The sequence below is a fragment of the Arthrobacter echini genome, assembly GCF_008107445.1.
Lineage (GTDB): Bacteria > Actinomycetota > Actinomycetes > Actinomycetales > Micrococcaceae > Arthrobacter_D > Arthrobacter_D echini_A.
Genome location: NZ_VSLD01000006.1, coordinates 161,347 through 184,920, shown reverse-complemented (window position 1 = coordinate 184,920; position 23,574 = coordinate 161,347). Strand labels below are relative to the sequence as shown.

Genomic DNA, 23,574 nt, shown 5'->3' with positions numbered 1-23,574 from the left:
GGGAACTTCTGCTTGACCCGGTACTGACGATGAGCCGTTGGGCGCCCGCCGAACCATTGCCAGCGGGGTACCTGCTCGCTAGCGTGTTGCAGGACGCGAGGACCCGCCAGCTGGAACGAAGAGACGAGCCTCCGTCACCGGATACTGGATATTTGGCCGACCTGATCTGACGCCCGGGCCCGGGCCTGCCCCCACCTACGAAGGATGGTTCATCATGACGGACGACTACGAGACCTACGAGCTCGGCGACTTCGAACTGCAGTCCGGGATGACCATCGAGTCCGCGAAACTGGCCTTCAAGACCTTCGGGGAGCTGAACGCGGACAAGAGTAACGCCATCATTTATCCGAGCTGGTACTCAGGGTTCATCGCGGACAACGTCTGGCTGGTCGGCGAAGGCATGGGCCTCGACCCGGCGAAGTACTTCATCATCATCCCGGCGCTGTTCGGCAATGGTGAATCGTCCTCCCCCAGCAACACACCGAAACCCCGCAACGGCGCCCGGTTCCCCGACTGCACGTTCTACGACAATGTGAGGGCCCAGCACCAGCTCGTCACCGAGCACTTCGGCATAGAGCATCTGCGCCTCGTGCTCGGCTGGTCCATGGGCGCCGGCCAGACCTATCAGTGGGGCGTGCAGTACCCGGACATGATGGACGGACTGCTCCCGTTCTGCGGCTCGTCCAAGACATCGCCGAACAATGTCGTCTTCCTCGATTCACTCAAGGGCGCACTCACCGCGGACTCCACCTGGAACAACGGCTGGTACCACCAGCAGCCCGACGTCGGCCTCCGCGCGTTCGCCCGCGTCTACGCGGGTTGGGGTCTGTCAGCACAGTTCTACTGGGACGAGCTCTGGCGCCAGCTCGGCTACGCAACCCTGGACGACTTCCTGGTGGGATTCTGGGAGGGTTTCTTCCTCCAGCGTGACGCCAATAATCTGCTGACCATGCTGTGGACCTGGAAGCACGGGGACGTCGGCGGTACACCCGGCTTCGACGGTGACACCAAGAAGGCACTCGGGGCCATCAAGGCGCGGCTCATTCAGATGCCGGCCCACGAGGACCGATACTTCGCCCCTGAGGAGGAGCAGCGGGTCAGCGAGTTCATCAAGGGAAGTGAGTTCAGGGAGATCCCCGGGGTGTGGGGCCACTTCGCCGGGATCGGCGCAAACCAGGCTGACACCGACTTCATCGACCAAGCGGTTAAGGAGATCCTGGGCGACTAACCACTGACCGGGACCGCACCGGGCGATCAGAGATCTGCAGGAGGCACCATCACGACGAACTCGGTCCACGGGGCAGAGTCCGGTGTGCGGATCTCGAGCGTGAACCGCCGACGCCTGCGTCGTCGCCCGGTGTGGACGCACTGGGCGATGCCTCTGGGCGTGCTCGCCGGCTCGGCTCCGACCTCGCTCGTCGGGCGGACGAGGTGTCAAAGGGCGCCTGACCTGTAGCTCCGAGTCGATCGACATTGAGCCTGCACGACGGCGCACAGCATTCCCTGTAGCGTGCTCGTGACGCGTCATCCACGATCGATACCAGGGGAATCAGTGACATCGGACCATTCAGTCTCACCACCTCCTGCGCTTCCCCGATGGGACGAGTTCATGCATCCGGTACTCCGCGTGCTATCGGACGGAAGGACCCGCACGAGGCGCGACCTGATCGCCGAAGTTCTCGACGAGGAGAAGATTTCCGACGCACAGCGTGCAGTCCTCCTGGCATCGGGCCAATCGAGCGCGGAGAATCGTATCGGCTGGGCGATGTCGGGCCTCACACGAGCGGCGGCCGTCACCAAACCAGAGCGCGGCCGCTTCACGATCACCGATGTAGGCAAGCAGCTACTGGCGGCCAACCCGGGCGGGGTCACAAAGAGCACGCTCAGGGCCATACCGGCATACAACGACTACGAGCCTCAGCGGCAGACGGCGTCAGCGAGCACGGCAACGAGTCTGCGGATGATCGAGGACCCGGAGCTCGATCCAACTGAGCAGATCGAGACCGGCATCGAGCTCCTCCGGTCCGATGTCGCAGCCGATCTCCTCAAGCGACTCCAGGATCGGCACCCCGACTTCTTCGAAGAAGCCGTTGTGAAATTACTCCTTGCCATGGGCTACGGGGGCGCAGAGAACCGTGGTCGGAGGATCGGGGGCACGGGCGACGGCGGCGTTGACGGCGTCATCGATCAGGACGCTCTGGGACTGGACCAGATCTACATCCAGGCCAAGCGTTACGCCCCGGAGTCGACAGTGGGCCGAGAAGCAATTCAATCCTTCGTCGGAGCACTCGCCGGCCGGGGTGCCACTCGGGGCGTCTTCATCACGACGAGTCGCTTCTCCACGCAGGCTTTGGACTACGCACAAGCCATTCCGACCCGCATCATCCTGATCGACGGCAAGCAACTCACCAGTCTGATGATTCGACATTCCGTCGGAGTGCAGGTGGCCAAGGTCTACACCGTGGTCGAGGTGGACGAGGACTTCTTCGAGTAACCGACGACCCACGATGCTCGAAGAAGCAGCCGAACCGCCCGGCAGAGCCCCCGCAGGGAAATTGAGCCCGGCGACGAGCTGATCAGCAGCCGCATCCAAGGACCCAGTGGAGCGGCGCCACCCCTGTGATCAGCTCTCGCGCCGGAACGCCGATCCAGAAACGCGGCACCCGCTGTGCGGCGGGATGTCCGCTCGCATCCCAGGACCCCTTGTAGTTCTCCGAAAACGCATATAGGATTTCAATGATTCCTATATGAAGAGGTTCCAACGGTGATTCCCCAGGCAACAGTGCAGTGCCAGGACCTGGCCCGCTTCGTGGTCGACGTCCTCACGGCGCGCGACGTCCCCGCCAACGATGCACAGCTCACCGCCCGGTCCCTCATCCAGGCCGACCAGCGCGGCATCCACTCCCACGGCACCCTCCGGCTCCCGCTGTACTCCGAGGCCCTGCGCCTGGGCGGCATCAACCCCACCCCGTCCATGCGCTTCACCCAGGGCGCGGCCGGCGTTGCCACCCTCGACGCCGATGCCGCCCTGGGACAGGTGGCCATGCAGGCAGCCGTGGACCGCGTACTGGAGCTGGCCGGCTCCCAGGGGATCGCGGCCGTCGCGGTGCACAACAGCAGCCACTACGGCGCCGGCGCCTTCTGGAGCGACCAACTGGGCGCAGCCGGCTTGCTGTCCATCATCACCTCCTCCACCGGACCGGTGGTGGCGCCCCACGGCGGCTCCACCAAAGTGCTCGGCACCAACCCGCTGACCCTCGGGGCTCCCAGCGCCGACGGCTGGCCGCTCACTGCGGACCTCGCCACGAGCAACGGCGCCTACGGCAAGGTCATCGCCGCGAAGAACGAGGGCACGTCACTGCCGGAGGGCTGGGCGGTCGACGCAGACGGAAGACCCACCACCGATCCGGTGGCCGCGGCAGAGGGGTCGATGATCCCGTTCGGGGGCCACAAAGGATCCGCCGTCGCCGTACTCCTCGAAGCCTTCGCGGCCTCCCTGACCGGGGCGACCTTCGCATTCGAGACTGTGGACATCTGGTCCAATCCGGCGTCCCGCATGAACAACGGTCACCTGATCGTCGGGATCGACAGTGCGGCCTTCGGGGGAAGCGACCACACGCGGTCACGGGTCGCGACTCTCCAGCAGCAGGTCCGCGACTCAGGCTCCGGGGACCGCACCGTGCAGTCCCCCGGAGATCCAGAGCACTTCAGACAGTCCGCGTCGATGGAGACCATCACCCTGGCGGGCTCCACGGTCCGACAGCTCGCGCAGCTTGCCGAGGACCTCTCGCTCACACCCGTTCCATCCCATTCCTGATACCCGCAGTACCTTCGGAAGGATCAAGCAATGAAGCTCGGACACCCCACCACCCCGACCACCCGCCGTCGCACCTCAGCCGCCCTCGGACTGGCCGCAAGCGCGGCCCTGCTGCTCTCGGGATGCAATGTCGGCACGCCCGTGGACCGCGACGACGCCGCTGCGGGAAACGCGGACGCGAAGACGCTCCGCGTAGCCCATGTGTACGACGCTGGCCACCCGGTCGAGGAATGCGGTATCACCACGTTGAAGGAGGAGCTCGACGGCAGCGGCCTGCAGGTGGAGAGCTTCCCCGCCGCGCAGCTGGGCAACGAAGCGGAATCGCTGGAGCAGGTTGCCTCGGGCGCGCTCGACATGGCCATTGCCGGTCCGTCCTTCCTCGGCGTATGGGACGAGAACGCCGCGGTCCTCGATGCCGCCTACCTCTTCGAGGATGTGGACAGCTTCGTGGAGACGGTGGAGGGCGACACCATGACCGGGGTCTTCGACGACCTCTACGAGAGCTCGGACATCAAGGTGCTCTCCAGCTGGTACTACGGCACCCGCCATGTCACAGCCAATAAGGAGATCACGACCGCCGAGGACTTCAAGGGCCTGAAGATCCGCACCCCGAACGCGCCGCTCTACCTCGAGAACATCAAGGCCATGGGGGGAACCGCCACACCGATGGCACTGGACGAGGTGTACCTGGCCCTGCAGCAGGGCGTGATCGACGCCCAGGAGAATCCCATTCCCACCATCTCCACGGCAAAGTTCAACGAGGTGCAGGACTACATCAACCTGACCGGTCACATGATCCAAGGTGTGCAGATCACCACGGGCAGAACCGTGTACGAAGGACTGACCGACGACGAGCGCTTGGCCCTCGATGACGCCATGGCGGCCGCCGCGGACGCCACGCGCACCTGCGTGGAGGACCAGGAGCAGAGCATCCTCGAGGAATGGAAGACCGGCGACGGCATCAAGGTCAATGAGGACGTGGACCGCGAGGCCTTCGCATCCGCCGCGGAGGAAGCCATGCTGCAGCAGCCGTGGGGCGAGCTGTACCAGGAGATCAAGGACGGACAGTGACGGAGGCATCTCGCTCGCCGGGCTCGACCGAGAACAACATCTCCTCGGGGTACGTGGTCCCGCAGGAGCCCGATGAACCCGACTTCCCCGAGCAGCACAGCAGGCCCTATCGGTTCTTCATCAATGTGGAGCGTGCGGCCACCAGCACCCTCCTGGTCGGCACACTGGGCCTGATCATCCTCCAGGTGGTCAGCCGCTACGTTTTCAGCACACCCTTCAGCTGGACCGAGGAACTCGCCCGCTTCGCCCTGATCTGGTTCACCTTCGTCTCGGCGGGCTTCGTCATGGCCCGCCGGATCCACATCGCCGTGGATCTCCTGGCGAGCAAGCTCGGACGGACCGGTGGCATCGTGCTCGATACATTCGCCCTCGTCGTGGTGGCCGCGGTATCCGGACTCATGGCCTTCGCCGGTGCCCGGTTCGCGGCCGGCGCGGACCGCCTGCTGGCACCTGCCACCTCCCTGCCGATGAGCGTGGTCTACAGTGCCGCCGTCGTCGGCTTCGGCCTGATCTTCCTGCATGCCCTGCTCCACATCTATCTCAATATCCGGCACCCCGAAGTGGTACCGAACGCCATGGAAAATCTCGAACGGGAAGCGGTGTAGAGCCTGTGACACTCCTGATCATGCTCATCGCCCTGCTCGTGCTCCTGGCGCTGCGGGTGCCGGTCTCCTTCGCCCTGCTCATCCCGTCCGTCGCCTACGTGATCATGGATCCCACGGCTCGGATCGGTACAGCCGTCCAGCAGACCGTCTCCGGCGTGGACAGCTTCGCTATCCTCGCCGTGCCCATGTTCATCCTGCTGGGCAACATGGCCAATGTCTCCGGTGTGACGGACAAGCTCTACGACGCCGCCGTGGCCGGGATCGGTCATCTGCGCGGCAGCCTCGGCTACGTCAATGTGGCCACCAGTTTCGGCTTCTCCTGGATGAGCGGTGCCGCCATCGCGGATGCCGCGGCCATGGGCCGGGTACAGGTGCCGGCCATGGTGGAGCGCGGCTACAAGCGAGAGTTCGCTCTCGGTGTCACGGGCGCATCGAGCCTGATCGCCCCCATGATCCCGCCGAGCATCCCGGCCGTGATCTACGCCGTCACGGCCGGTGTCTCGGTGGGCGCACTGTTCATGGCCGGGATCGTTCCCGCCCTGATCCTCGTCACCGCCCTGTGCACCACCGTGTGGTTGCTGATGCGCAAGCACGAGGAGCTCCGGCTGCCCAAGTCCACGTGGCGGACCCGCGGCCGGACCGCCGTGGCCGCCCTGCCCGCCGCCGGCTCCGCGCTGGTGATCCTGGGCGGAATCCTCAGCGGGATCTTCACACCCACGGAAGCCAGCGGCATCGGCGTCGTCTACATCATGGTCCTGGCTCTCGTGTACAAGGCGCTGTCCTGGCGGAAGCTGTACCGGACGCTGCTGACTACCGTGGAGACCTCGGGCTCCGTGCTGCTGATCGTCGCCGCTGCCGCCCTCTTCGGGTGGGTCCTCGCCCGCGAACAGGCGCCCCAGGTCGCCGCGAACCTCATCCTCGAGATCACCAACCAGCCGATCGTCTTCCTGATCCTCGTCAATGTGCTCCTGCTGCTGGTCGGGTGTGTGCTGGAACCCACCGCCGCGATCCTCATCCTTGTCCCGGTCCTCCAGCCGGTCGCGGAGACCTTCGGCATCGATCCGGTCCACCTGGGCATCATGGTGATCTTCAACCTGCTCATCGGACTGATCACCCCGCCGGTCGGACTCGTCCTGTTCGTGCTCTCCAGCGTCACCAAGGCACCTGTCCCCACCGTCATCAAGGGCATCCTGCCTTTCTTCGCCCCCATGGTGGCGACCCTCCTGCTCATCACCTTCATCCCCGCCCTGACCCTGGGACTGCCCACAGTGCTCGGCTTCCTCTGACCACCCCTGACCTCCAAGGAACCCCCATGTCCCGCATCCTGTCCGTCACGACCACCGACGTACGCTTTCCCACCTCCCTCGACCTCGACGGCTCCGACGCCGTCAACGTGGACCCCGATTATTCTGCCGCCTACGTGGACATCGCCACCGACGACGGCGAGCACGGCTACGGCCTCGTCTTCACCTGCGGCCGCGGCAACGAGCTGGTCACCGCCGGCATGGACAGCTACGGTGAGCTGCTCGTGGGCCGGGACACCGACGAGCTCGTCAACAACCTTGGCGACGCCTCGCGACGGTTGGTCCACGACTCGCAGCTGCGCTGGCTGGGCCCCGAGAAGGGCGTCTCCCATATGGCCTGCGGCGGGCTGGTGAACGCGCTCTGGGACATCCGCGCCCGGCGGGAGAACAAGCCGCTGTGGCTGCTGCTCAGTGAGATGCCGGTCGAGGAGATTGTCAGCGCCGTCGACTTCACGCACATCGGCAACGCCCTCACCCCCGCCGACGCCACGGACATCCTGCAGCGCGGGCAGGCCGGTAAGCAGGAGCGCATCAGTGAGCTGCGCGAGCACGGCTACCCCGCCTACACCACCACTCCCGGATGGCTCGGCTACAGCGACGAGAAACTGGTGCGGCTCTCCCGGGAGGCCGTGGCGGACGGTTTCGGCATGATCAAGCTGAAAGTCGCCGGAAGCATCGAGGACGACCGCCGCCGCCTGCGGCTGGCCCGAGAAGCGGTGGGCCCGGATGTACGGATCGCCATCGATGCCAACCAGCGCTGGGAGGAGCAGGAGGCCATTGACTGGGTCAACCAGCTGCAGGACTTCGCACCGTACTGGATCGAGGAGCCCACCAGCACCGACGACATCCTGGCCCACGCCGCCATCCGCAAAGCCGTCCACCCGATCAAGGTGGCCACCGGTGAAGCGGTGCAGAGCCGCATCATCTTCAAGCAGCTCCTCCAGGCAGGAGCGATCGATATCCTGCAGATCGATTCCACCCGAGTCGCGGGGGTCAACGAGAACATCGCGAACCTGCTGCTCGCGGCCCGTTTCGACACCCCTGTGTGCCCGCACGCCGGAGGAGTGGGCCTGTGCGAACTGGTGCAGCACTTCTCCTTCTTCGACTACGCGGCCATCTCCGGCTCCATGGACGATCGCGTCATAGAGTTCGTGGACCATCTCCACGAGCACTTCGCGGAGCCCGCCATCGTCACCAACGGCCGCTACCAGGCTCCGAAGCGTGCCGGCGTCGGAGCCGAGATGCTCGGGCAATCCACCGCGCACTGGACGTTCCCGTCCGGCGCCGGTTGGCAGGCCCTGAACGCTCACTGACCCAGGACCCCGTTCCTCGAAGGAGACCGATCATGACCACACCCACCATCGCCACCACCACCGAGCAGGTCGATGCCGCTGCACAGGCGGCGCACGAGGCCTTCCTGCTGATTGCGGGCGAGACACTCGCTGCCCGCGCCGACCGGTTGACCGCCATCGCCGCGGCGCTGCGCAGCAACACCGACGAACTCGTACAGCTCGGCACGGAGGAAACCCACCTCGCCGAGGCACGGCTCCAGGGCGAGCTGCTGCGCACGGCGTTCCAGCTGGAGCTGTTCGCGGACGAGGTGCGCTCAGGCGTCGCCCTGGAGGCAACCCTCGACCACGCCGATCCTGACTGGGGCATGGGGCCGCGCCCCGATCTGCGGCGCGTCAATGTTCCGCTCGGCGTCGTCGGCGTTTTCGGCGCCTCCAACTTCCCCTTCGCCTTCAGTGTGATGGGAGGGGACAGCGCGTCGGCGCTCGCCGCCGGCTGCGCCGTGCTGCACAAGATCCACCCCGGGCACCGCCGCCTCGCCCTGCGCACCGCCGAGGTCGTCGTCGACGCACTGCACTCGGCCGGCGCGCCGGCAGGACTTTTCGCCGTCATCGACGGCCGTGCCGCCGCCGAGGCACTGGTGGACCATCCGCTGGTGAAGGCCATCGGCTTCACCGGATCCACCGCCGGCGGGCGGGCGCTCTTCGATCGGGCAGCAGCACGGCCCACCCCCATCCCCTTCTACGGAGAACTGGGCAGCATCAACCCGGTCTTCGTGCTGCCCGGCGCCTGGGCCAACCGGTCCGGGGACATCCTCACCGGGTACGCCGGGTCCTTCACTCTGGGCATGGGTCAGTTCTGCACCAAGCCCGGCGCTTTGTTCGTCCCGGACACCGCCACGGAGGAGGAGCTGCGCACGTCTCTCGGCGCAGCGCTGGCCGGCAGCGCACAGGCTCCCATGCTCACCCCGGGCCTGCGCGAGGGCTTCGGCGCCGCACGCGACGCCGTCGCGGCAACCGCCGGCGTCACCACCCTCGTGGCCGGGTCCGACGACGACATCCCGGCACCCACCGTGCTGCTGATCGATGCGGAGGCCGTCGCCCGCACCCCGGAGGTGCTGCACCAGGAGATGTTCGGCCCGGCCACCGTGGTAGTCCGCTACCCGGACGCGCAGGGCCTGCCGCAGCTGGCGGCCCTGCTGGAAGGCCAGCTGACAGCTACCATCCACGCCGACCCCGAGGATGCAACCGCCGAACTACTGGACACCCTGACCGGACTCGCGGGCAGGGTGCTGTGGAACGGTTGGCCCACCGGCGTCACCGTCTCACACGCGCAACAGCACGGCGGCCCCTACCCCGCGACCACGGCGCCCGACACCACCTCAGTGGGAACGGCGGCGATGAAGCGCTTCCAGCGCCCGGTCGCCTATCAGGACGTACCCGACGCCGCCCTGCCGCCCGCGCTGCAGGACGCCAACCCGTGGAACATCCCCCGCCGGGTCGACGGCCGGAGCGAGCCCTCTGGAGGGAGACGATGACGATCATGGAGTCCGCTCTCCTGCCCGACGACGCTGCCGAGGCGCTCCTGATCGGGCGACTGTTCGATCCGGAGACCGCCGGGCCGCGACCCGTCGTCGTCGCCGGCAGTTTCCTGGTGGACCTGTTCGGTCACACACCCACCGTGTCGGCACTGCTCGAGCTCGACGACCCGGAGGCCGTGGTCCGGCAGGCGCTGGCCGGCGATGCGCGGCGCTGGCCGTTGGCCGACGTTGTCCGCACCGCAGCGGACGCCACCGTGCCGGAGGATGCGACCGCCCTTCGACTTCTGGCACCGGTGGATCTGCAGGCGGTCAAGGCGTGTGGCGTCACGTTCGTGGACAGCATGATCGAACGTGTCATCGAGGAGCGGTGCGGCGGGGATTTCACTCGGGCGGACCGGATGCGCGCCCAGGTCCTCCAGGCCATCGGGGGCAGCCTGACCGGGGTGAAACCTGGATCGCCCGAGGCCGCGCGGGTGAAGGACGTGCTGATCTTCCAGGGTGTCTGGTCCCAGTACCTGGAGGTCGGCATCGGGCCGGATCCTGAGGTCTTCACCAAGGCCCCGGTACTCTCCGCCGTCGGGCCTGGTGAACGCATCGGCATCCCTGCCTTCTCCGCGTGGAACAACCCGGAGCCCGAGCTGGTACTGGTGGTGGACAGTGGTGGCCGGATCCGCGGCTGCACCCTGGGCAACGACGTCAATCTGCGCGACGTCGAGGGCCGCAGCGCGCTGCTGCTGGGCATGGCGAAGGACAACAACGGCTCCGCCGCGCTGGGGCCCTTCGTCCGGCTGTTCACCGACAGCTACACCCTCGACGACGCCCGCTCCGAGTCGATCCGCCTGACCGTGAGTGGCCAGGACGGCTACACCCTCACTGGCACCAACAGCGTGGGTAGGCTCAGCAGGCCCTTCGAAGAGCTGGTCGGCGCGGCGTACGGAACGCATCATCAGTACCCGGACGGCTTCGTGCTGTTCACGGGGACCCTCTTCGCACCCAACGAGGACCGCGATGCACCCGGCATGGGTTTCACGCACAAGCCCGGGGACGTGGTCGGGATCAGCAGTGCGCGCCTCGGTACACTGACCAACATGGTGGCACCGACCGAGGACCTTCTGCCGTGGACGTTCGGGATCGGTGACCTCGTGAGGTACCTGCTGACCCAGTCCGGGGTGGAGTCCACACCCAGGGGTACACGGTGAGCGTCGGGGAGCTGGAGGCCAGGAACAGGTCCGTCTCCGATGTGTACCGGGCCCTGCGCGCCAAGATCCTGGACCTGCAGCTTCCCCCCGACGGGAAGATCAACATCGATGCCCTGGCCCGTGAGTTCGGCGTCTCCCAGACACCGATCCGCGAAGCCCTGAGCCAGCTCGAGGGCGATAACCTGATCGTGAAGACCCCCGGTAAGGGCTACCGGACCACGCCCCTGCTCGGTACGGCGGAACTGCGGGAACTCTTCGAGTTCCGGCTACTGGTGGAGCCATGGGCGGCGCGGGAATCAGCAGTCAACCGCCTGAGCAACCCGGGGCGCGCACTGCAGTCCTCGCTCGGCGACTTCGAGGACGGCAGCAGGGCTGACGACGACGTCCGCCACCACCTGGTGGCCCACGACACCCAGTTCCACGACCACATCCTCACGGCCAGCAACAACGCTTTCGCCCTGCACGCCTTCCGCGCCACGCACTGCCACCTCCATCTGTTCAGGCTGCATCCAGCCGATTACCGCGGTACCCAGACGGTCGAGGAGCACCGCAGCATCGTCACAGCGATCCAGGCATGCGATCCCGATGCCGCCGAGGCCGCGATGCATCAGCACCTGATCGGTGCATACCACCGCTTCAATGAAGCCTTCACGCAGGACGGCGGCCGGGACCTTCGGCTCCCACCGCCGGCCACCCTGCGCTGACGCCACGACTTTTCCCCACTTTCGAGGAGTACCTGATGATGACGAGCTTTGCGGGCGTCCGCGCCCTGGTGACAGGAGGAGCCTCCGGGATCGGGGCTGCCGTGACGGCCGGGCTCCTTGCCCGCGGGGCGCGGGTCGCGGTGCTGGACCTGAGCGTGGATGGCTTGCCCGACGGCGTCGTCGGGTACCGCTGCGATGTGGCCGACCGTGCGTCGGTGAACGAGGCCGTGGACGCCGCAGCGCAGGCGCTGGGCGGGATCGACGTCGTCGTCAACAATGCCGGGGTCGGAGCGGCCGGCACGGTGGCGGACAACGATGACGAGGAATGGCTGCGGGTGCTGAACATCAACGTGGTGGGGATCGCGAGGGTCTCCGCGGCAGCGCTGCCGCATCTGCGTGCATCGGCCGACGCCGCGATCGTCAACACGGCATCCGTCGCGGCCACCCACGGCCTGCCGCAGCGGGCCCTGTACTCGGCGAGCAAGGGTGCGGTGGTGGCGCTCACCCGTGCCATGGCCGCCGATCACCTCCGCGAGGGCATCCGCGTGAACTGTGTGAACCCCGGCACCGCCGACACTCCCTGGGTGGCCCGGCTCCTGGAGGCGGCCGCTGATCCGGCCGCTGAGCGCCTGGCCCTCGAGGCACGGCAGCCCCACGGCCGTCTCGTGACCGCTGACGAGGTCGCGGCGTCCGTCCTGTTCCTCGCCGACCCGGCCAACGGGTCCACCTCCGGGGTGTCCCTCGCAGTGGACGGTGGCATGCACAGCCTGCTGCTCCGCCCGGACCTGTGACACCCCGATCCCCCACTGCGACATGACAAGGAGCTTCTGATGGAACTGATGAGACTCGGGACACCCGGCCGGGAGATCCCCGTGGTCCGCGACAGCGGGACCACCTACGACCTGCGCGGACTCACCGCGGACATCGACGGCGCGTTCCTGGCGGCGGGAGGTATCGGGCAGGTGCGCTCCGCCCTGGCCGCGGGGACTCTTCCCGAGGTCGAGGATGCGGGCACGCTACGCGTCGGTGCTCCGCTGTCCGGGATCGGCGCCGTCGTGTGTGTCGGCCAGAACTATGCGGCCCATGCCGCCGAGACCGGGGACAGTCCACCCGCCGCGCCGATCATCTTCTTCAAACACCCCAACACCGTGGTGGGACCCGACGACGACGTAGTCCTGCCGCCCGGCGCCGCAAAGGTGGACTGGGAGGTGGAACTGGCCGTGGTCATCGGTGCGCGCGCCTCCTACCTGGGCAGCCACGAGGAGGCCCTGGCATGCATCGCCGGCTTCACGATCAGCAACGACGTCTCGGAGCGGGACTACCAGCTCAGGCACTCCGGCGGTCAGTGGTCCAAGGGCAAATGTGCGCCGACCTTCAATCCGCTGGGCCCGGCACTGATCCCCGCCGACGAAATCGCCGACCCGCAGGCGCTGCGACTCTACTCGGCGGTCAACGGTGAACCGCGCCAGGACTCGACGACGGCGGACATGGTCTTCGGTGTCGCCGAGCTCATCCGCGATCTGTCGCAGTACATGGCCCTCGACCCCGGGGACGTGGTCAACACCGGGACACCGCAGGGCGTCGCACTGTCCGGACGGTTCCCCTACCTGGCCGCCGGGGATACCATGACCATCGGGATCGCGGGCCTCGGCGAGCAGCATCAGCAGGTGGTGGCCCACGGTAGTTAGGCGTCACAGCAGGGTCGAGAGATGCTCGATGATGGCCGCGACGCCCACCTCGAAGCTGACGTCGGAGCGTGGCCCATCCAGTGTGGCCCCGGCGAATGCGCTGTGCAGCGCGGGGTGGTCGTCCGGATCGGCGAGCCAGGCCGACTCGGGAGCCGCCACGTCCAGGGCCGACCCGAGCATGAAGTTGTCGAGCACCGTCACCGCCACCACCACGTCATTCGCCGAGAAGCCCTGGTCCACGAACAGGGCGGCGAGGTGCTCGTAGATCTCGAGCGTCGCGTGGTCCGTCACGGCCTCGCCCACGAGCAGCGGGATGCACTTCGCGTGCTGCCCCAGCGCCCTACGGTAGCTCCGCGCCCACGCCGCCGCCCTGCCCTGCCAGTCCGGGCCCGCCGTGAAGAAGTCGCCCGACGCGAGGGCGTCGGCGCCGATAACCGACCGGATCCCGTTGATGATCTCCGGACGACCCTGCACATGGTGGTAGATCGATGACGGACTCACCGAGAGCCGCTTGGCGAGCCCGGGCAGGGTGAAGTCCCCGAACTCGTCGACCAGCTCCAACGCCGCCCGATAGATCTTCTCCGGCGACAGAATCGCCTGGCGTGGCCGCCCCATGCTCCCCCTGACCTCAGCGGCTGTGCCGCACCCGGTGTTGCTGACGGTGCGCCGTCGCAGTCGCGCGGCGTCGTGCGCGCCGTCGTCGCCCGACAAGCCACCGCTAGAAGATGATCACGCTGCGCGCCCGCTCTCCCCGCCTCATCGCCGCGAAGGCCTCGTTGACGTCGTCGAGCCCGATGCGATGCGAGATGAGCTGATCGACCGGGAGGCGCCCCGCCAGGTACAGCGCGGCCAGGCGCGGGAAATCGCGACCGGGCACGGTGGAGCCGTAGTTGGAGCCGATCAGCGACTTGCCGCTCTCCGCGAGCGCCAGCGCGTCGATGGACACGGGACTGTCCTCCGGCGGCAGACCCACGATCACGGCCTTGCCTCCCCCGGCGATGAGCGAGGGCAGGGACTCGATGGTCTGGACCCGCCCGATCGCCTCGAATGCGTAGGCTGCACCGCCCTGCGTGATGGCGGCGATCCTCTCCGCGAGGTCCGCCGAGGGCGTCAGCGTATGCGTGGCACCGAGGGCCCGCGCGGCTTCCAGCTTCTCCTCGCTCAGGTCCACCGCGATGATCGGGTTCGCGCCGACCAGCTGCAGCGCCATGATGATCGAGAGCCCCACGCCGCCGGCCCCCACGACGACGGCGGAGGTTCCCGCCTCCACCCCGGCGTCGTTCACGACAGCCCCGAATCCCGTGGCGATGGAGCAGCCGATCAGGCTCGCGACGTCGAACGGTACCTCCCGGGGTATCAGGATGGCTCCGGCCTCGGGGACCACCGCGTACTCGCTCATCGAGCCGACGGTCAGGTAGGGGAAGACCCTCTCGCCGTCGAGCGTGAGGGGGCTGCTGCCGTCCGGCAGGACACATTCCTCGGACCGGCTGCCCATACAGACGTAGGACCGTCCGGACAGGCACGCCGTGCACCGCCGGCACGGGTAGAACCACGAGAGGATCACGTGATCGCCCACTCCGACGTCGGTCACGCCGTCGCCGATCGCCTCGACGGTCCCCGCACCCTCGTGACCCATCACGGTGGGCGACGGCAGGGTCCAGTCGCCGTCGAGGACGTGGCGGTCGGACCCGCACACCCCGGAGGCACCCATGCGGACGAGCACCGTACCCGGCGCGGGGTCCGCCACCTCGACGACGGTCAGGTCCAGCTCGCGGGCACCGCTACGATGGACGGCTGCGCGTGACGGGCGGCTCATGCCCCGCCCCCGACCTGCTGCGCGGCTGTGGAGTAATCCCCGATGCCGCGGCGGACGTAGAGAACCTGGGCGAGCACGTAGTAGACGAGCGCTCCGACGACGGCCGACGGGAAGGAGGCCGTGATGTACCCGAAGATCGGCTGGGCCGTCAGGGTGACCGGGTTGTAGATCAGCAGGTAGAAGACAGCTCCGACCACGACGGCGCCCAACCCTGCCCAGTTCACTCCCCCGTGGAAGTGGTAGGCACTGTCGCTTCGGTGGCTGTAGAGGTCTCCCAGCGAGACGCGCTGGCGGCGCAGCAGGAAGTAGTCCGCGATGATCGCCCCGCACATCGGGGCCAGGAAGGCGCCGCTGAGGGTCACGAAGGTCATGAACCGCTGGTACATGAAGCCCGGGAAGAAGGCGAGCACGGCAGGCAGGACGAAGAAGGCAGCGCAGAGCCACGCCCAGCGGACACCGGAGAGCAGATTGCCGCTGGCCTGGCGGATGGCGAGCACCGTGGAGTAGACGATGGAGGAGGTGCTGGTGATATTGGCGAAGGCGATGAACAGCAGGATGAACGCGCCGATGACCGGTCCGCCGAACGGCAGCATCCACACCGTGGGATCCGAGTCACCGAGCGTCAGGGCAGCAGCCATGCCGACGACCTGCGCGATCAGGGTTGCGCCGAGCAGCCCGCCGTACGAGGGCCACAGCGCTGCCCTCGGTGTCTTCGTCAGCCGGGCGAGCGAGCCCATGACGGGGTACCAGGAGACGCCCACTCCCACATTGAATTCGACGGCCAGGGCGAAGTTGAGCCGCTCGTCCTCGAAGGGAGCCAACGGTGCAGCACTGAACAGCGTTTCCCACGAGGTGTTCAGGACGAGGAAGACCATCAGGGCGACGGTGACCACGATGAGGCCGGGTGCGATGAACTTGTTGAACCGGCCGATGGTGACAGGACCCCGGGAGAGGATCCACCAGGCGACCGCGATGGCCACCAGCGCGAAGAAGGTGACCATGAGACTCTCCGGCCCGAAGTCCGTACCGAGAGCGGAGTTGGACACCTGCGTGACCGCCCTGCCCACCATGATCGCCAGCAGCGAGGACCACCCCATCTCGGTGATGAGGATGACGGTGAAGACGAGGATCCCGACGCCGACGAGCCCGAAGACCGGGCGGAGGATCGTGTACTGCTCCACCCCGTACCGCTGGCTCGCAACGACGCTCGCCAGGATCATGAAGCCGAGCCCGATCGCGTTGCCGATGACCATTGCCGCAATACCCTGCTGGAAGCCGACGAGGAGCGCCGTCGAGCCCCCGACGAGGAAGGCCCACGTGGCGATCGCCAGGCTGATGTTGACGCCTGTGAAGTCGCCTGCGTTCCAGATGCGTTCGCCACGGAGCAGGGGCAGGGATCCCAGTGAGCCCCGCCCTGCGTCGACGGCCGATTCCCCGCTCCTGGCGCGGTCCGTACTCACAGTGCCAGCACCAGGAATCCGAGCAGGGTGATCCCGAGGGTCACGAGAGTGAACACGGCGAGGTCCCGGCCCGAGAGCGCGGCCCTCGAAGGATCCCGGTCCTCGTGCGCGGAAATGTCGTCGAGCCTCCGCTGGAGATCCGCTGCTGTCGTGGCGTCCGCTGAATCCATCGTGTCCTTCTCCAATAAACGAATGTCGTTCGGTTGGGTACATCGTTGTGCCTATCATGGGGACTGTCAATGGGTCTGCCCGGCCGACCCGCACTCGTGACGTGGTGGCTCTGCTGCCGTTCTGGAGGGAGAAACGGTGCCCGGACTGGCCGTGATGCAGGCTGCGGGGGTGGTCGGCGCGGAGGACGAGAACCTGCGGCGGATCGACGACTTCGCCGCGCGCGCTGTGGCACAGGGAGCCCAGATCCTCGTGACCCCCGAACTCTTCGCGACCGGCTATGCCCCGGCTCGTGTCGCAGTCTCCGACGGTGCAGGACTCCGGACCGCACTAGGTGGCATCGCGAAGCGCCACGGTATTGCCCTGGTCGGTTCCACGGTGGAGGACGGGCGGCACATCAGCGCCTCGCTGTTCGACCGCCAGGGCGCCGAGCTTGCCCGCTACCGGAAGTCGCACCTGTTCGGGGCGGAGGAGCAGGCGGTCTTCCTTCCCGGTGACGAGCTTCCGGAGCTGGTGCCGCTCGTGGGCCTGAGCGTCGCCCTCGGTATCTGCTACGACATCGAGTTCCCGGAATTCGCGCGGAGTGCGGCGCAGCGAGGTGCTGACGCACTCCTCATCCCGACTGCCGTCCCTGCAACGGGCGATGTGGGCGGTCGCCCACCGGAGCACACCTACAACGCGGAGCGCATCTCCACTCTGCTCGTCCCTGCGCGCGCCCTCGAGAACGGCGTGTACATCGCCTACGCGAACCACACCACCCCCGGGTTCACGGGTCTCAGCAGCATCACCAGCCCTTACGGGACCTTCCTCGCCCTCGCCGGATCCGGAGAGGAGCTTCTCGTCGCCGATGTCGATCAGCGGGAAGTGGGGCGCGCACGCGGGCTCAACACCTACCTGACCTGTCGACGACCGGAGCTGTTCGGCTGAGCCGATCACTACGGTCCCCAGTTGTGATCGGCATCAAAACACGAAGCTTCGTGTACTCCAGCCAGAGGAGTTCGCGCGCGCCTTCACCTCATCACGCAGAGGAGCTCCAGCGCTTGCGGTCGCGCCCTGACTCAGGATTCTGATGACGCATGGAGGAAACCGGCGTCGTCGGTGTGGAGCCGGCCGGAGTGCTCCGCGTACCGCACTGCCGAATCCAGCCGCTCGCCTATGCCAACGGTCACCCGCTTGCCACCGAACACCCGTATCACTCTCCGCTTGAGTTCCTCCGGCTCGACGCCGTGGGCCTCGCGGCATACAGCCACCATGGCGTTAATGATTTCCACTGGGCTGATGTGCTCGATCTTCCGATCGATCTCCGGTCCATTCTCGCGATACCCACGCCACCTGTCGGAGTAGAGCCCGATGGGCCACACGAAGCCATCGTCGTCGATCCGGTACTTCTGCTGGTCGACCAGCCGAAGGACCGCCTGGGCGCGTTGGCTGCTCATCTTGTTCAGCGAAAATTCGGCGCACGCGAGCTTCGCGAGGCGACCCCTATGGATCGGCCCTTCCGCATCGATGATCTGGCCGAGAGCGACGACAACTAGCGCCCTGGACTGTGCTGACGACGACAGCGCATCCAGCACCTCCACCCCTCCCAGCACCCGCGGGGTCCATGCTCGGTAGGTAGTGGCACCGGACGTCGGACGTGCGGCAATTTCTTGCGCCCGAACCGGCCCGAGATCCTCGATATCGAGTGTCTGCTCCATCTCAGGACCGGGCACCGGTACATCAGTGAGGCGTTCGGGTAAGGAACCGATCGATGGTGCTTCATGGCCCTTACCGAAGGTATCGTCGGGCCCGGTCTCCAGCTCCGACTCGGGGCGCTCCTCACCACGGTGTTGTGCGGACGCCATCGTGGTGCGGAGTCGCTCGACTACCGCTGCGGAATCGAGCAACCATTCGGGAAGCCAGATTCGCTCCACTGCCGGCCATCTCAGCATTCTGGAGAGCACATCGGACGGGAGGCCGTCCCGGTCCCCCACGGTCGCACGAGCAGCCCAGGCCGGAGAGTCCAGAAGCACCGCCATCAACGGCTTGTCAGGCTCCTCCGCGGTCGCCACACTAAGATCCACTTTGAAGTCCGAGAGCCCGACGTCCGTGGTGACGAAAAACCCATGTTCACGCAAGGCGCTGGCAATCTGTTCCCGATGACGGTCGACTGCAGGCCTTCGACGTCCGTCGAACGGCAACGCGGTGGGACCGTGCGCCGCGATCTCGAGGTAAGTCCGGAGGTGCTTGACGCCGACCGACGAGGTGTCCTCCGCCCGCAGGTCGGTCGGGTCAAAGCTGGAGAACACGACCACCTGACGTCGAGCACGAGTCACAGCGACATTGAGCCTGCGCTCACCACCACTGCGGTTCAGCGGACCGAAGTTCAGTGGCAGATATCCGCGGTCATTTTTGCTGAAGCCCGTCGAGAACAGGATAGTGTCCCGCTCGTCGCCCTGGACGTTCTCGAGATTCTTCACGAACAGCCCATCGGGAACATCGAGCGCATCGACGATTCGAGGGTCCTCCGAGTCACGCAAAAGCGCCTCAATGTGGGCCCGCTGCTGCAGGTTAAAGGTGACCACCCCTACAGAGGGTGCCACGGACGGCGAATCAAGGAAGCGACGCTTGATCTCCTCCACTACGGCGGCGGCCTCGACGGGGTTGGTGCGGAGGAGTTTGCCGGCCCCGGACCGGTGGAAATGCCCGTCCACGCGGACGAAGTTGATGCCGAAGCCTCCGGGGCCGGCGCTCGCCGGGCCATGGACCGGCGCGGGAAAGGACGACAGCTTATTGTCGTAGTACTGCTGGTTGCTGAATGCGATGAGCGATTCGTCCTGACTTCGGTAGTGCCAGGACAACCACTGCCGAGGGACTCGTGCCAGCACACATTCGGACAGGATCGATTCCTCGTCCTCCACTGTCTCGTTGACCAGCTCGGTCTCCTCATCGCGGTCCGTCGTGGTCTCCGCGAAGGACGTCGGTGGCATCTGCTTGCTGTCGCCCACGACGACGACGGCCCGGCCACGACCCATAGCACCCACGGCGTCCGCGACGCGGATCTGCGACGCCTCGTCGAAGACCACCAGATCGAAGAGCTCCGACGTAGCGGGGAAGAACCGTGCCACCGAGTCAGGGCTGACGAGCACGCAAGGCATGATCCTTGTGATGAGGTCACCATGCGTCTCCAGCAGTGCACGGACGCGCAGTCCGCCGGTCTTGTAGTTTAACTGGCGTTGCAGCAGACCCATGCGGCCTGCACTGGAATTCGCTCCGAAGGTGCGCGCTTTTAGCACGTCATCGGGCAACGCCGTCCTCAATTCCTGCCGCACCTGAGCCGACCGGGTTGTGAAGCGGTTGATCATCCGCTCGTGAGTACGGGGCTCGAAGCTGCTCAAACCCTTCGCCGCGCCCCGTTCACGTTGCGATGCTTCGGCGAGTCCACGCTCGAAGGCGCGAGCGGCGTCATCGGCATCCAGGCGGCCGAGCCTCAACTCCTCCCGTGCTTGAAGGAGACCTTCTACGCGCAACGGTTCTAACGCTTGCAGGAAGACGAGCCAGCGGCGGAGAGACGGCGACTCTGAGCCCTCGGCACCTCGATTCTGCGCGGTCTGCTCCCATCGAATGAGGAACGGCAGGCCGCTCAGCCACCTTCCTAGACCGGGCTCGTCCAACCCTGCCGCTGACACCAGATCGCGGACCGCACGGGACAGTGAGCCGACGACGTCGACCGTCGGCTGGTCCACGGCAGACCCGCGACGGAAGAAGGCCCGCATGGTTTGGACGAAGTCCTCCTCAGCGTGGGCAGGAGGAGCCTTGACCAATTGTGATGCCCACTCGAGCCACTGCACATTGCGTGCGAGGTATTGCTGTCCCTCAACTGTGAAGGGACTCCAGGAGGGCGGCAGTTCGATTCCGGGGATGGTGTTTGCACCTGACGCCAGTCCCCGGACAGCGCCCTGAACTGCCATCAGCGCACCGGTCAGCTCGGGCAGCGTGCTGGGCTTGACTTCCACGCCGGGCCGGATGTGGGGCGCGATCTTCTCGCGGACGTCGACGAGCCGTTTCTTCCGACCGAAGACGCTCGACGCGGCCGCCGCAACCGCTTCCGCATGGATGTCGGCGATCGGCAGGTCGAGGACCTCGGGTACCACCCTGTCAAGGCCCGGGTGTGACGCCGCGAGGAATACACTCAGGTAGGCCTGGAGATCCTTGGTGGCCGTGGCCCATCGTTCCGTCCCCGCTTCATCGAGCACGTCGAGGTCCACCGTCCGGGCAGGCAGCAGGGACGCGAATTTTTCGAAGTCACTCGCGTCTCGGGCAGCCCGGAGCACAGCAAGGAGCGGATCGGACACGGGCAACCTGTCCACTGCCGCTTGCAACCGCCGGGCAGCGTCGAGCACTGCTGCTCCCTCATCCTCGTCCAGCGGGGAGTCGAGGAAACCCCAGGGATGATCCTCGCTCAAGTGGGCCGGTTCTGCAGCGTCGGGTAGTTCCGCCAAGACGGTTCGGAGCTGCTGTAGTTTCCCCAGGGACACTGCCTCCACGAAGGCTTCGGGAACAGGAAGGGCGTGGATCTCATCGCCGATGGTGAGCTCCTGCGTCCGGGCTGAGTACAGCGAGAGCTCGGCACCGTTCTCCTCATGCAGCCGCGCCGCATAGCGCACCAGACCTCGACGCGCATTGTTGAGCTCGCCGAGCGCCGCACCAAGACCCTGGCGGTCCGGATGCGCTGTGTGGTCCAGGGCCTGCCGGATCTGACGGCGCACGGCTGCGGGCTTACTTCCCTTGTCGTGCAGGTCGAGCGAGAAGACCCCCATGCCGACCTCGTCAAGGCGTTTCTGCACGACGTCGAGCGCTGCCCGCTTCTCGGCGACGAACAGGACGCGCTTGCCGTCGGCGATCGCACGAGTGAGCAGATTCGTGATCGTCTGTGATTTTCCGGTTCCGGGAGGGCCTTCCAGAACGAAGGTCTTCCCGGCAACCGCCTCGGCGATGGCGAGCAATTGGGACGAGTCCGCCGGAATCGGCACCTTGGTGGCGAGGAGGTCGAGATCGTCGGCGGAGGCTGTGTGCACCGGATCGGTGAACGATTCCGTCGGTGAGTGGATCAGGTGGTGCACCAGCGGGTTCTTACCCAGTTCTCCCCACTGCTCGTCGAGATCCTTCCACAATCTGAACTTGGCGAACTGGAGGATGGACAGGTCCACCGTCGGCTCGACGCGGAACGGTAGACCCTTCTCCGCGACGGCTATCCGCACCGCTTCGAACGCCTTGTGCAGGTCGATGCCGGCATCGTCCTCCACTGGTTCGGCGAGTCCGGGGATCTCCAGACCCAGCGCGAGCCGGAGCTTCTCGAGGAGGCAGTAGTTAGGGGTGGAGGTGCCGGCGTCGTCGATACTGATCTGGTACGGGCCCTGCTTGGAGGTGGGGCGGAGCCGGACCGGCATAAGGACCAATGGCGATCGCAGCTCGCGTCCATCAAGATTCCAGACGAGCGAACCCAGTGCCAGGTAGAGGTTGTTGGCACCCGTTTCCTCGATCAGGGTCTTCGCCTTGTACGCGAGGTTGCGCATGCGGGTCTGATAAGCGCCTCGGGTGACGTCAGCGAACACCGCCTGATCGCTCGCGAGCACATCGGCGAGTTCGTCCTGGGGCAGGTCCCGCCCGAAGCGGACGCCGCGCTCGGCCTGCATTGCCGAGACGTCGTCGGAGGGCATCAACACGATGTCCTTGCCGCGGTTGATCATGTCCTCGAACTCGCCCACCTGCGCGTCAGGCACGGCGAGTGGGAATCGAGCTGTTGCGGTGAAGTTGATGAGGCGGTTTCTTAGGCTCAGGTCGAGGAGCGTGTTCTTCCACTGTGTGACTCGGCTGGGCGGTTCGGGCCGTTGCGTACGCCGACGATCCGTCTGCTCCTGCGCAGGCACTACAACGCGCTTCTCCCGGCGTGGTGGCGTGTACTCGATGACTGCGACAGTTCCGGAATCGTCAGTGAACCGGACGGGAATCGGGCGGATGCCGGAGTGCCTGGCCGCGTAGAGATCCACCACCCCCTCCACCTCGTCCAGTTCGCCGGTCAGCCACCGCGAGTAGGGCCGATCGTGCAGTTCCTGCATGCTGTGCTGTTTTCCATCGGTCAGCAGCGTGGTCTCGATGAGCCGGATCCGGTCGAGGTCGATCGCGTTGATCAACGACGCGGGGTCCTCGACGGCCGGCGTCTTGAAGTTGGCCTCGTCCCTCCAGTAGCCGAGGAAGATGTGCCCCTGCACGAGCCAGAGATTTGCTTGGAGTCCTGCGAACTCCATCGCTGCGGCCAGCACGACGACGGTATCGAGGCAGGTGCCGAAGCGGCCGTTGAGGACCTCGTCGGCTGTGCGGACACGCTGTGCGTCCTGGCCCCATGATGCGGGTGGCTCGCTATAACGGATATTGCGATTCCGCAGAGCGTGCGCGAGCGCTTCCGCGATCTGGTCAGCGCGCTGTGGCCCGGCCTGGTACCCCTCCAGCGAACCGCTGCCCGTCGCCGCAACCAGAAGGTCCGAGGCCTCCGAACAGACTGCCGTGATGGCCGGGTGATTCGGCTGGACGAAGGCGGCGAGGGATTCCAGAGTGAGCAGGCCGGAGTGGTGGCGCCAGTGATGCGCTGCTAGCAGTTCGATGGACCCAGTGTGATGGGCCAGGTGTTGACCGTCGACCTCGAGATCGGCTCGAATCACCCCCTGCTGTCGGTCCTGGAGTTGCAGCAGCACAGCAGGATCTGCACGTATCTCGGGTTCGGCGATCATGATCGTCTGCTGCCGTGGTAGGTCGAGGTAATGCTCCGACGGCTGTGTCACGAGACCCGAGTCTCCTATGACACTCAGCTTGAGAACCGCTCCCCTGATGTCGGCGCCGATATTGGTGATGGTGAGCCTGCTGATGATGCGTTGA

At 66.5% G+C, this 23,574-nt stretch carries 18 protein-coding genes; 13 read left to right on the top strand and 5 right to left on the bottom strand.

Annotated features, from left to right (window positions below; genetic code table 11):
- Positions 1-214: 214 nt before the first annotated feature.
- The 12 genes from FQ377_RS12260 (at position 215) to FQ377_RS12205 (ending at position 13,218) form a co-directional block, all read left to right on the top strand.
- Positions 215-1,228 (top strand): alpha/beta fold hydrolase, encoded by a 1,014-nt coding sequence (locus FQ377_RS12260; RefSeq protein ID WP_148601547.1) that lies wholly within the window; start codon positions 215-217, stop codon positions 1,226-1,228.
- A 381-nt stretch (positions 1,229-1,609) separates the two neighbouring features.
- Positions 1,610-2,494, top strand: a complete 885-nt coding sequence (locus tag FQ377_RS12255) for a restriction endonuclease (protein WP_148601546.1) — start codon at positions 1,610-1,612, stop codon at positions 2,492-2,494.
- A 270-nt stretch (positions 2,495-2,764) separates the two neighbouring features.
- Positions 2,765-3,817, top strand: a complete 1,053-nt coding sequence (locus FQ377_RS12250; RefSeq protein WP_148601545.1) for an Ldh family oxidoreductase — start codon at positions 2,765-2,767, stop codon at positions 3,815-3,817.
- A gap of 30 nt (positions 3,818-3,847) precedes the next feature.
- Positions 3,848-4,888 carry a DctP family TRAP transporter solute-binding subunit gene (locus tag FQ377_RS12245; RefSeq protein WP_148601544.1) on the top strand — a complete coding sequence of 347 codons (1,041 nt, stop codon included), beginning with the start codon at positions 3,848-3,850 and terminating at the stop codon, positions 4,886-4,888.
- Complete coding sequence (locus tag FQ377_RS12240; RefSeq protein ID WP_148601543.1) at positions 4,885-5,493, top strand: TRAP transporter small permease; 609 nt, start codon at positions 4,885-4,887, stop codon at positions 5,491-5,493. The genes FQ377_RS12245 and FQ377_RS12240 overlap by 4 nt, the downstream gene beginning before the upstream one ends.
- A 5-nt stretch (positions 5,494-5,498) precedes the next feature.
- Positions 5,499-6,779, top strand: a complete 1,281-nt coding sequence (locus FQ377_RS12235) for a TRAP transporter large permease (protein WP_148601542.1) — start codon at positions 5,499-5,501, stop codon at positions 6,777-6,779.
- Positions 6,780-6,805: 26 nt separating this feature from the next.
- Entirely contained in the window at positions 6,806-8,110 is a 1,305-nt protein-coding gene (locus tag FQ377_RS12230; protein ID WP_148601541.1) for an enolase C-terminal domain-like protein, read from the top strand.
- Between the two features lie 32 nt (positions 8,111-8,142).
- A complete protein-coding gene (locus tag FQ377_RS12225) occupies positions 8,143-9,624 on the top strand; it encodes an aldehyde dehydrogenase (NADP(+)) (protein WP_148601540.1) in 1,482 nt (493 codons plus the stop codon).
- Positions 9,621-10,826, top strand: a complete 1,206-nt coding sequence (locus FQ377_RS12220) for a fumarylacetoacetate hydrolase family protein (RefSeq protein WP_148601539.1) — start codon at positions 9,621-9,623, stop codon at positions 10,824-10,826. The genes FQ377_RS12225 and FQ377_RS12220 overlap by 4 nt, the downstream gene beginning before the upstream one ends.
- Positions 10,823-11,530, top strand: coding sequence for a GntR family transcriptional regulator (locus FQ377_RS12215; RefSeq protein ID WP_148601538.1), 708 nt, complete (start codon positions 10,823-10,825; stop codon positions 11,528-11,530). The genes FQ377_RS12220 and FQ377_RS12215 overlap by 4 nt, the downstream gene beginning before the upstream one ends.
- A 38-nt stretch (positions 11,531-11,568) precedes the next feature.
- Positions 11,569-12,321, top strand: a complete 753-nt coding sequence (locus tag FQ377_RS12210) for an SDR family NAD(P)-dependent oxidoreductase (RefSeq protein WP_148601569.1) — start codon at positions 11,569-11,571, stop codon at positions 12,319-12,321.
- 39 nt (positions 12,322-12,360) lie between these two features.
- Positions 12,361-13,218, top strand: coding sequence for a fumarylacetoacetate hydrolase family protein (locus FQ377_RS12205; protein WP_148601537.1), 858 nt, complete (start codon positions 12,361-12,363; stop codon positions 13,216-13,218).
- A gap of 3 nt (positions 13,219-13,221) precedes the next feature.
- On the opposite strand, the gene FQ377_RS12200 is transcribed toward FQ377_RS12205, so the two are convergent.
- From FQ377_RS12200 to FQ377_RS15150, 4 genes are read right to left on the bottom strand one after another with little or no spacing between them, the layout of a single operon-like run.
- On the bottom strand, positions 13,222-13,929 hold the full coding sequence (locus FQ377_RS12200; RefSeq protein WP_148601536.1) for a TetR/AcrR family transcriptional regulator: 708 nt from the start codon (positions 13,927-13,929) through the stop codon (positions 13,222-13,224).
- A gap of 7 nt (positions 13,930-13,936) precedes the next feature.
- The gene (locus FQ377_RS12195; protein ID WP_148601535.1) at positions 13,937-15,034 is read right to left on the bottom strand and encodes an alcohol dehydrogenase catalytic domain-containing protein; all 1,098 of its coding nucleotides are present in this window, start codon (positions 15,032-15,034) and stop codon (positions 13,937-13,939) included.
- On the bottom strand, positions 15,031-16,494 hold the full coding sequence (locus FQ377_RS12190; RefSeq protein WP_262364436.1) for a purine-cytosine permease family protein: 1,464 nt from the start codon (positions 16,492-16,494) through the stop codon (positions 15,031-15,033). The genes FQ377_RS12195 and FQ377_RS12190 overlap by 4 nt, the downstream gene beginning before the upstream one ends.
- Complete coding sequence (locus tag FQ377_RS15150) at positions 16,491-16,664, bottom strand: hypothetical protein (RefSeq protein ID WP_262364435.1); 174 nt, start codon at positions 16,662-16,664, stop codon at positions 16,491-16,493. The genes FQ377_RS12190 and FQ377_RS15150 overlap by 4 nt, the downstream gene beginning before the upstream one ends.
- A gap of 136 nt (positions 16,665-16,800) precedes the next feature.
- Between FQ377_RS15150 and FQ377_RS12185 the strand changes: the two genes are divergently transcribed.
- Positions 16,801-17,589 (top strand): nitrilase-related carbon-nitrogen hydrolase, encoded by a 789-nt coding sequence (locus tag FQ377_RS12185; protein WP_262364434.1) that lies wholly within the window; start codon positions 16,801-16,803, stop codon positions 17,587-17,589.
- Positions 17,590-17,720: 131 nt separating this feature from the next.
- Here FQ377_RS12185 and FQ377_RS12180 read toward each other — a convergent pair whose 3' ends face one another.
- The gene (locus tag FQ377_RS12180; protein WP_148601533.1) at positions 17,721-23,480 is read right to left on the bottom strand and encodes a DUF4011 domain-containing protein; all 5,760 of its coding nucleotides are present in this window, start codon (positions 23,478-23,480) and stop codon (positions 17,721-17,723) included.
- Positions 23,481-23,574: the final 94 nt, after the last annotated feature.

Excerpts from the sequence above, each read along its gene's own strand:
- FQ377_RS12260 (WP_148601547.1), top strand. The coding sequence starts at position 215 with ATGACGGACGACTACGAGACCTACGAGCTCGGCGACTTCGAACTGCAG.
- FQ377_RS12255 (WP_148601546.1), top strand. The coding sequence starts at position 1,610 with ATGCATCCGGTACTCCGCGTGCTATCGGACGGAAGGACCCGCACGAGG.
- FQ377_RS12245 (WP_148601544.1), top strand. The coding sequence starts at position 3,848 with ATGAAGCTCGGACACCCCACCACCCCGACCACCCGCCGTCGCACCTCA.
- FQ377_RS12230 (WP_148601541.1), top strand. The coding sequence starts at position 6,806 with ATGTCCCGCATCCTGTCCGTCACGACCACCGACGTACGCTTTCCCACC.
- FQ377_RS12225 (WP_148601540.1), top strand. The coding sequence starts at position 8,143 with ATGACCACACCCACCATCGCCACCACCACCGAGCAGGTCGATGCCGCT.
- FQ377_RS12220 (WP_148601539.1), top strand. The coding sequence starts at position 9,621 with ATGACGATCATGGAGTCCGCTCTCCTGCCCGACGACGCTGCCGAGGCG.
- FQ377_RS12210 (WP_148601569.1), top strand. The coding sequence starts at position 11,569 with ATGACGAGCTTTGCGGGCGTCCGCGCCCTGGTGACAGGAGGAGCCTCC.
- FQ377_RS12205 (WP_148601537.1), top strand. The coding sequence starts at position 12,361 with ATGGAACTGATGAGACTCGGGACACCCGGCCGGGAGATCCCCGTGGTC.
- FQ377_RS12195 (WP_148601535.1), bottom strand. The coding sequence starts at position 15,034 with ATGAGCCGCCCGTCACGCGCAGCCGTCCATCGTAGCGGTGCCCGCGAG.
- FQ377_RS15150 (WP_262364435.1), bottom strand. The coding sequence starts at position 16,664 with ATGGATTCAGCGGACGCCACGACAGCAGCGGATCTCCAGCGGAGGCTC.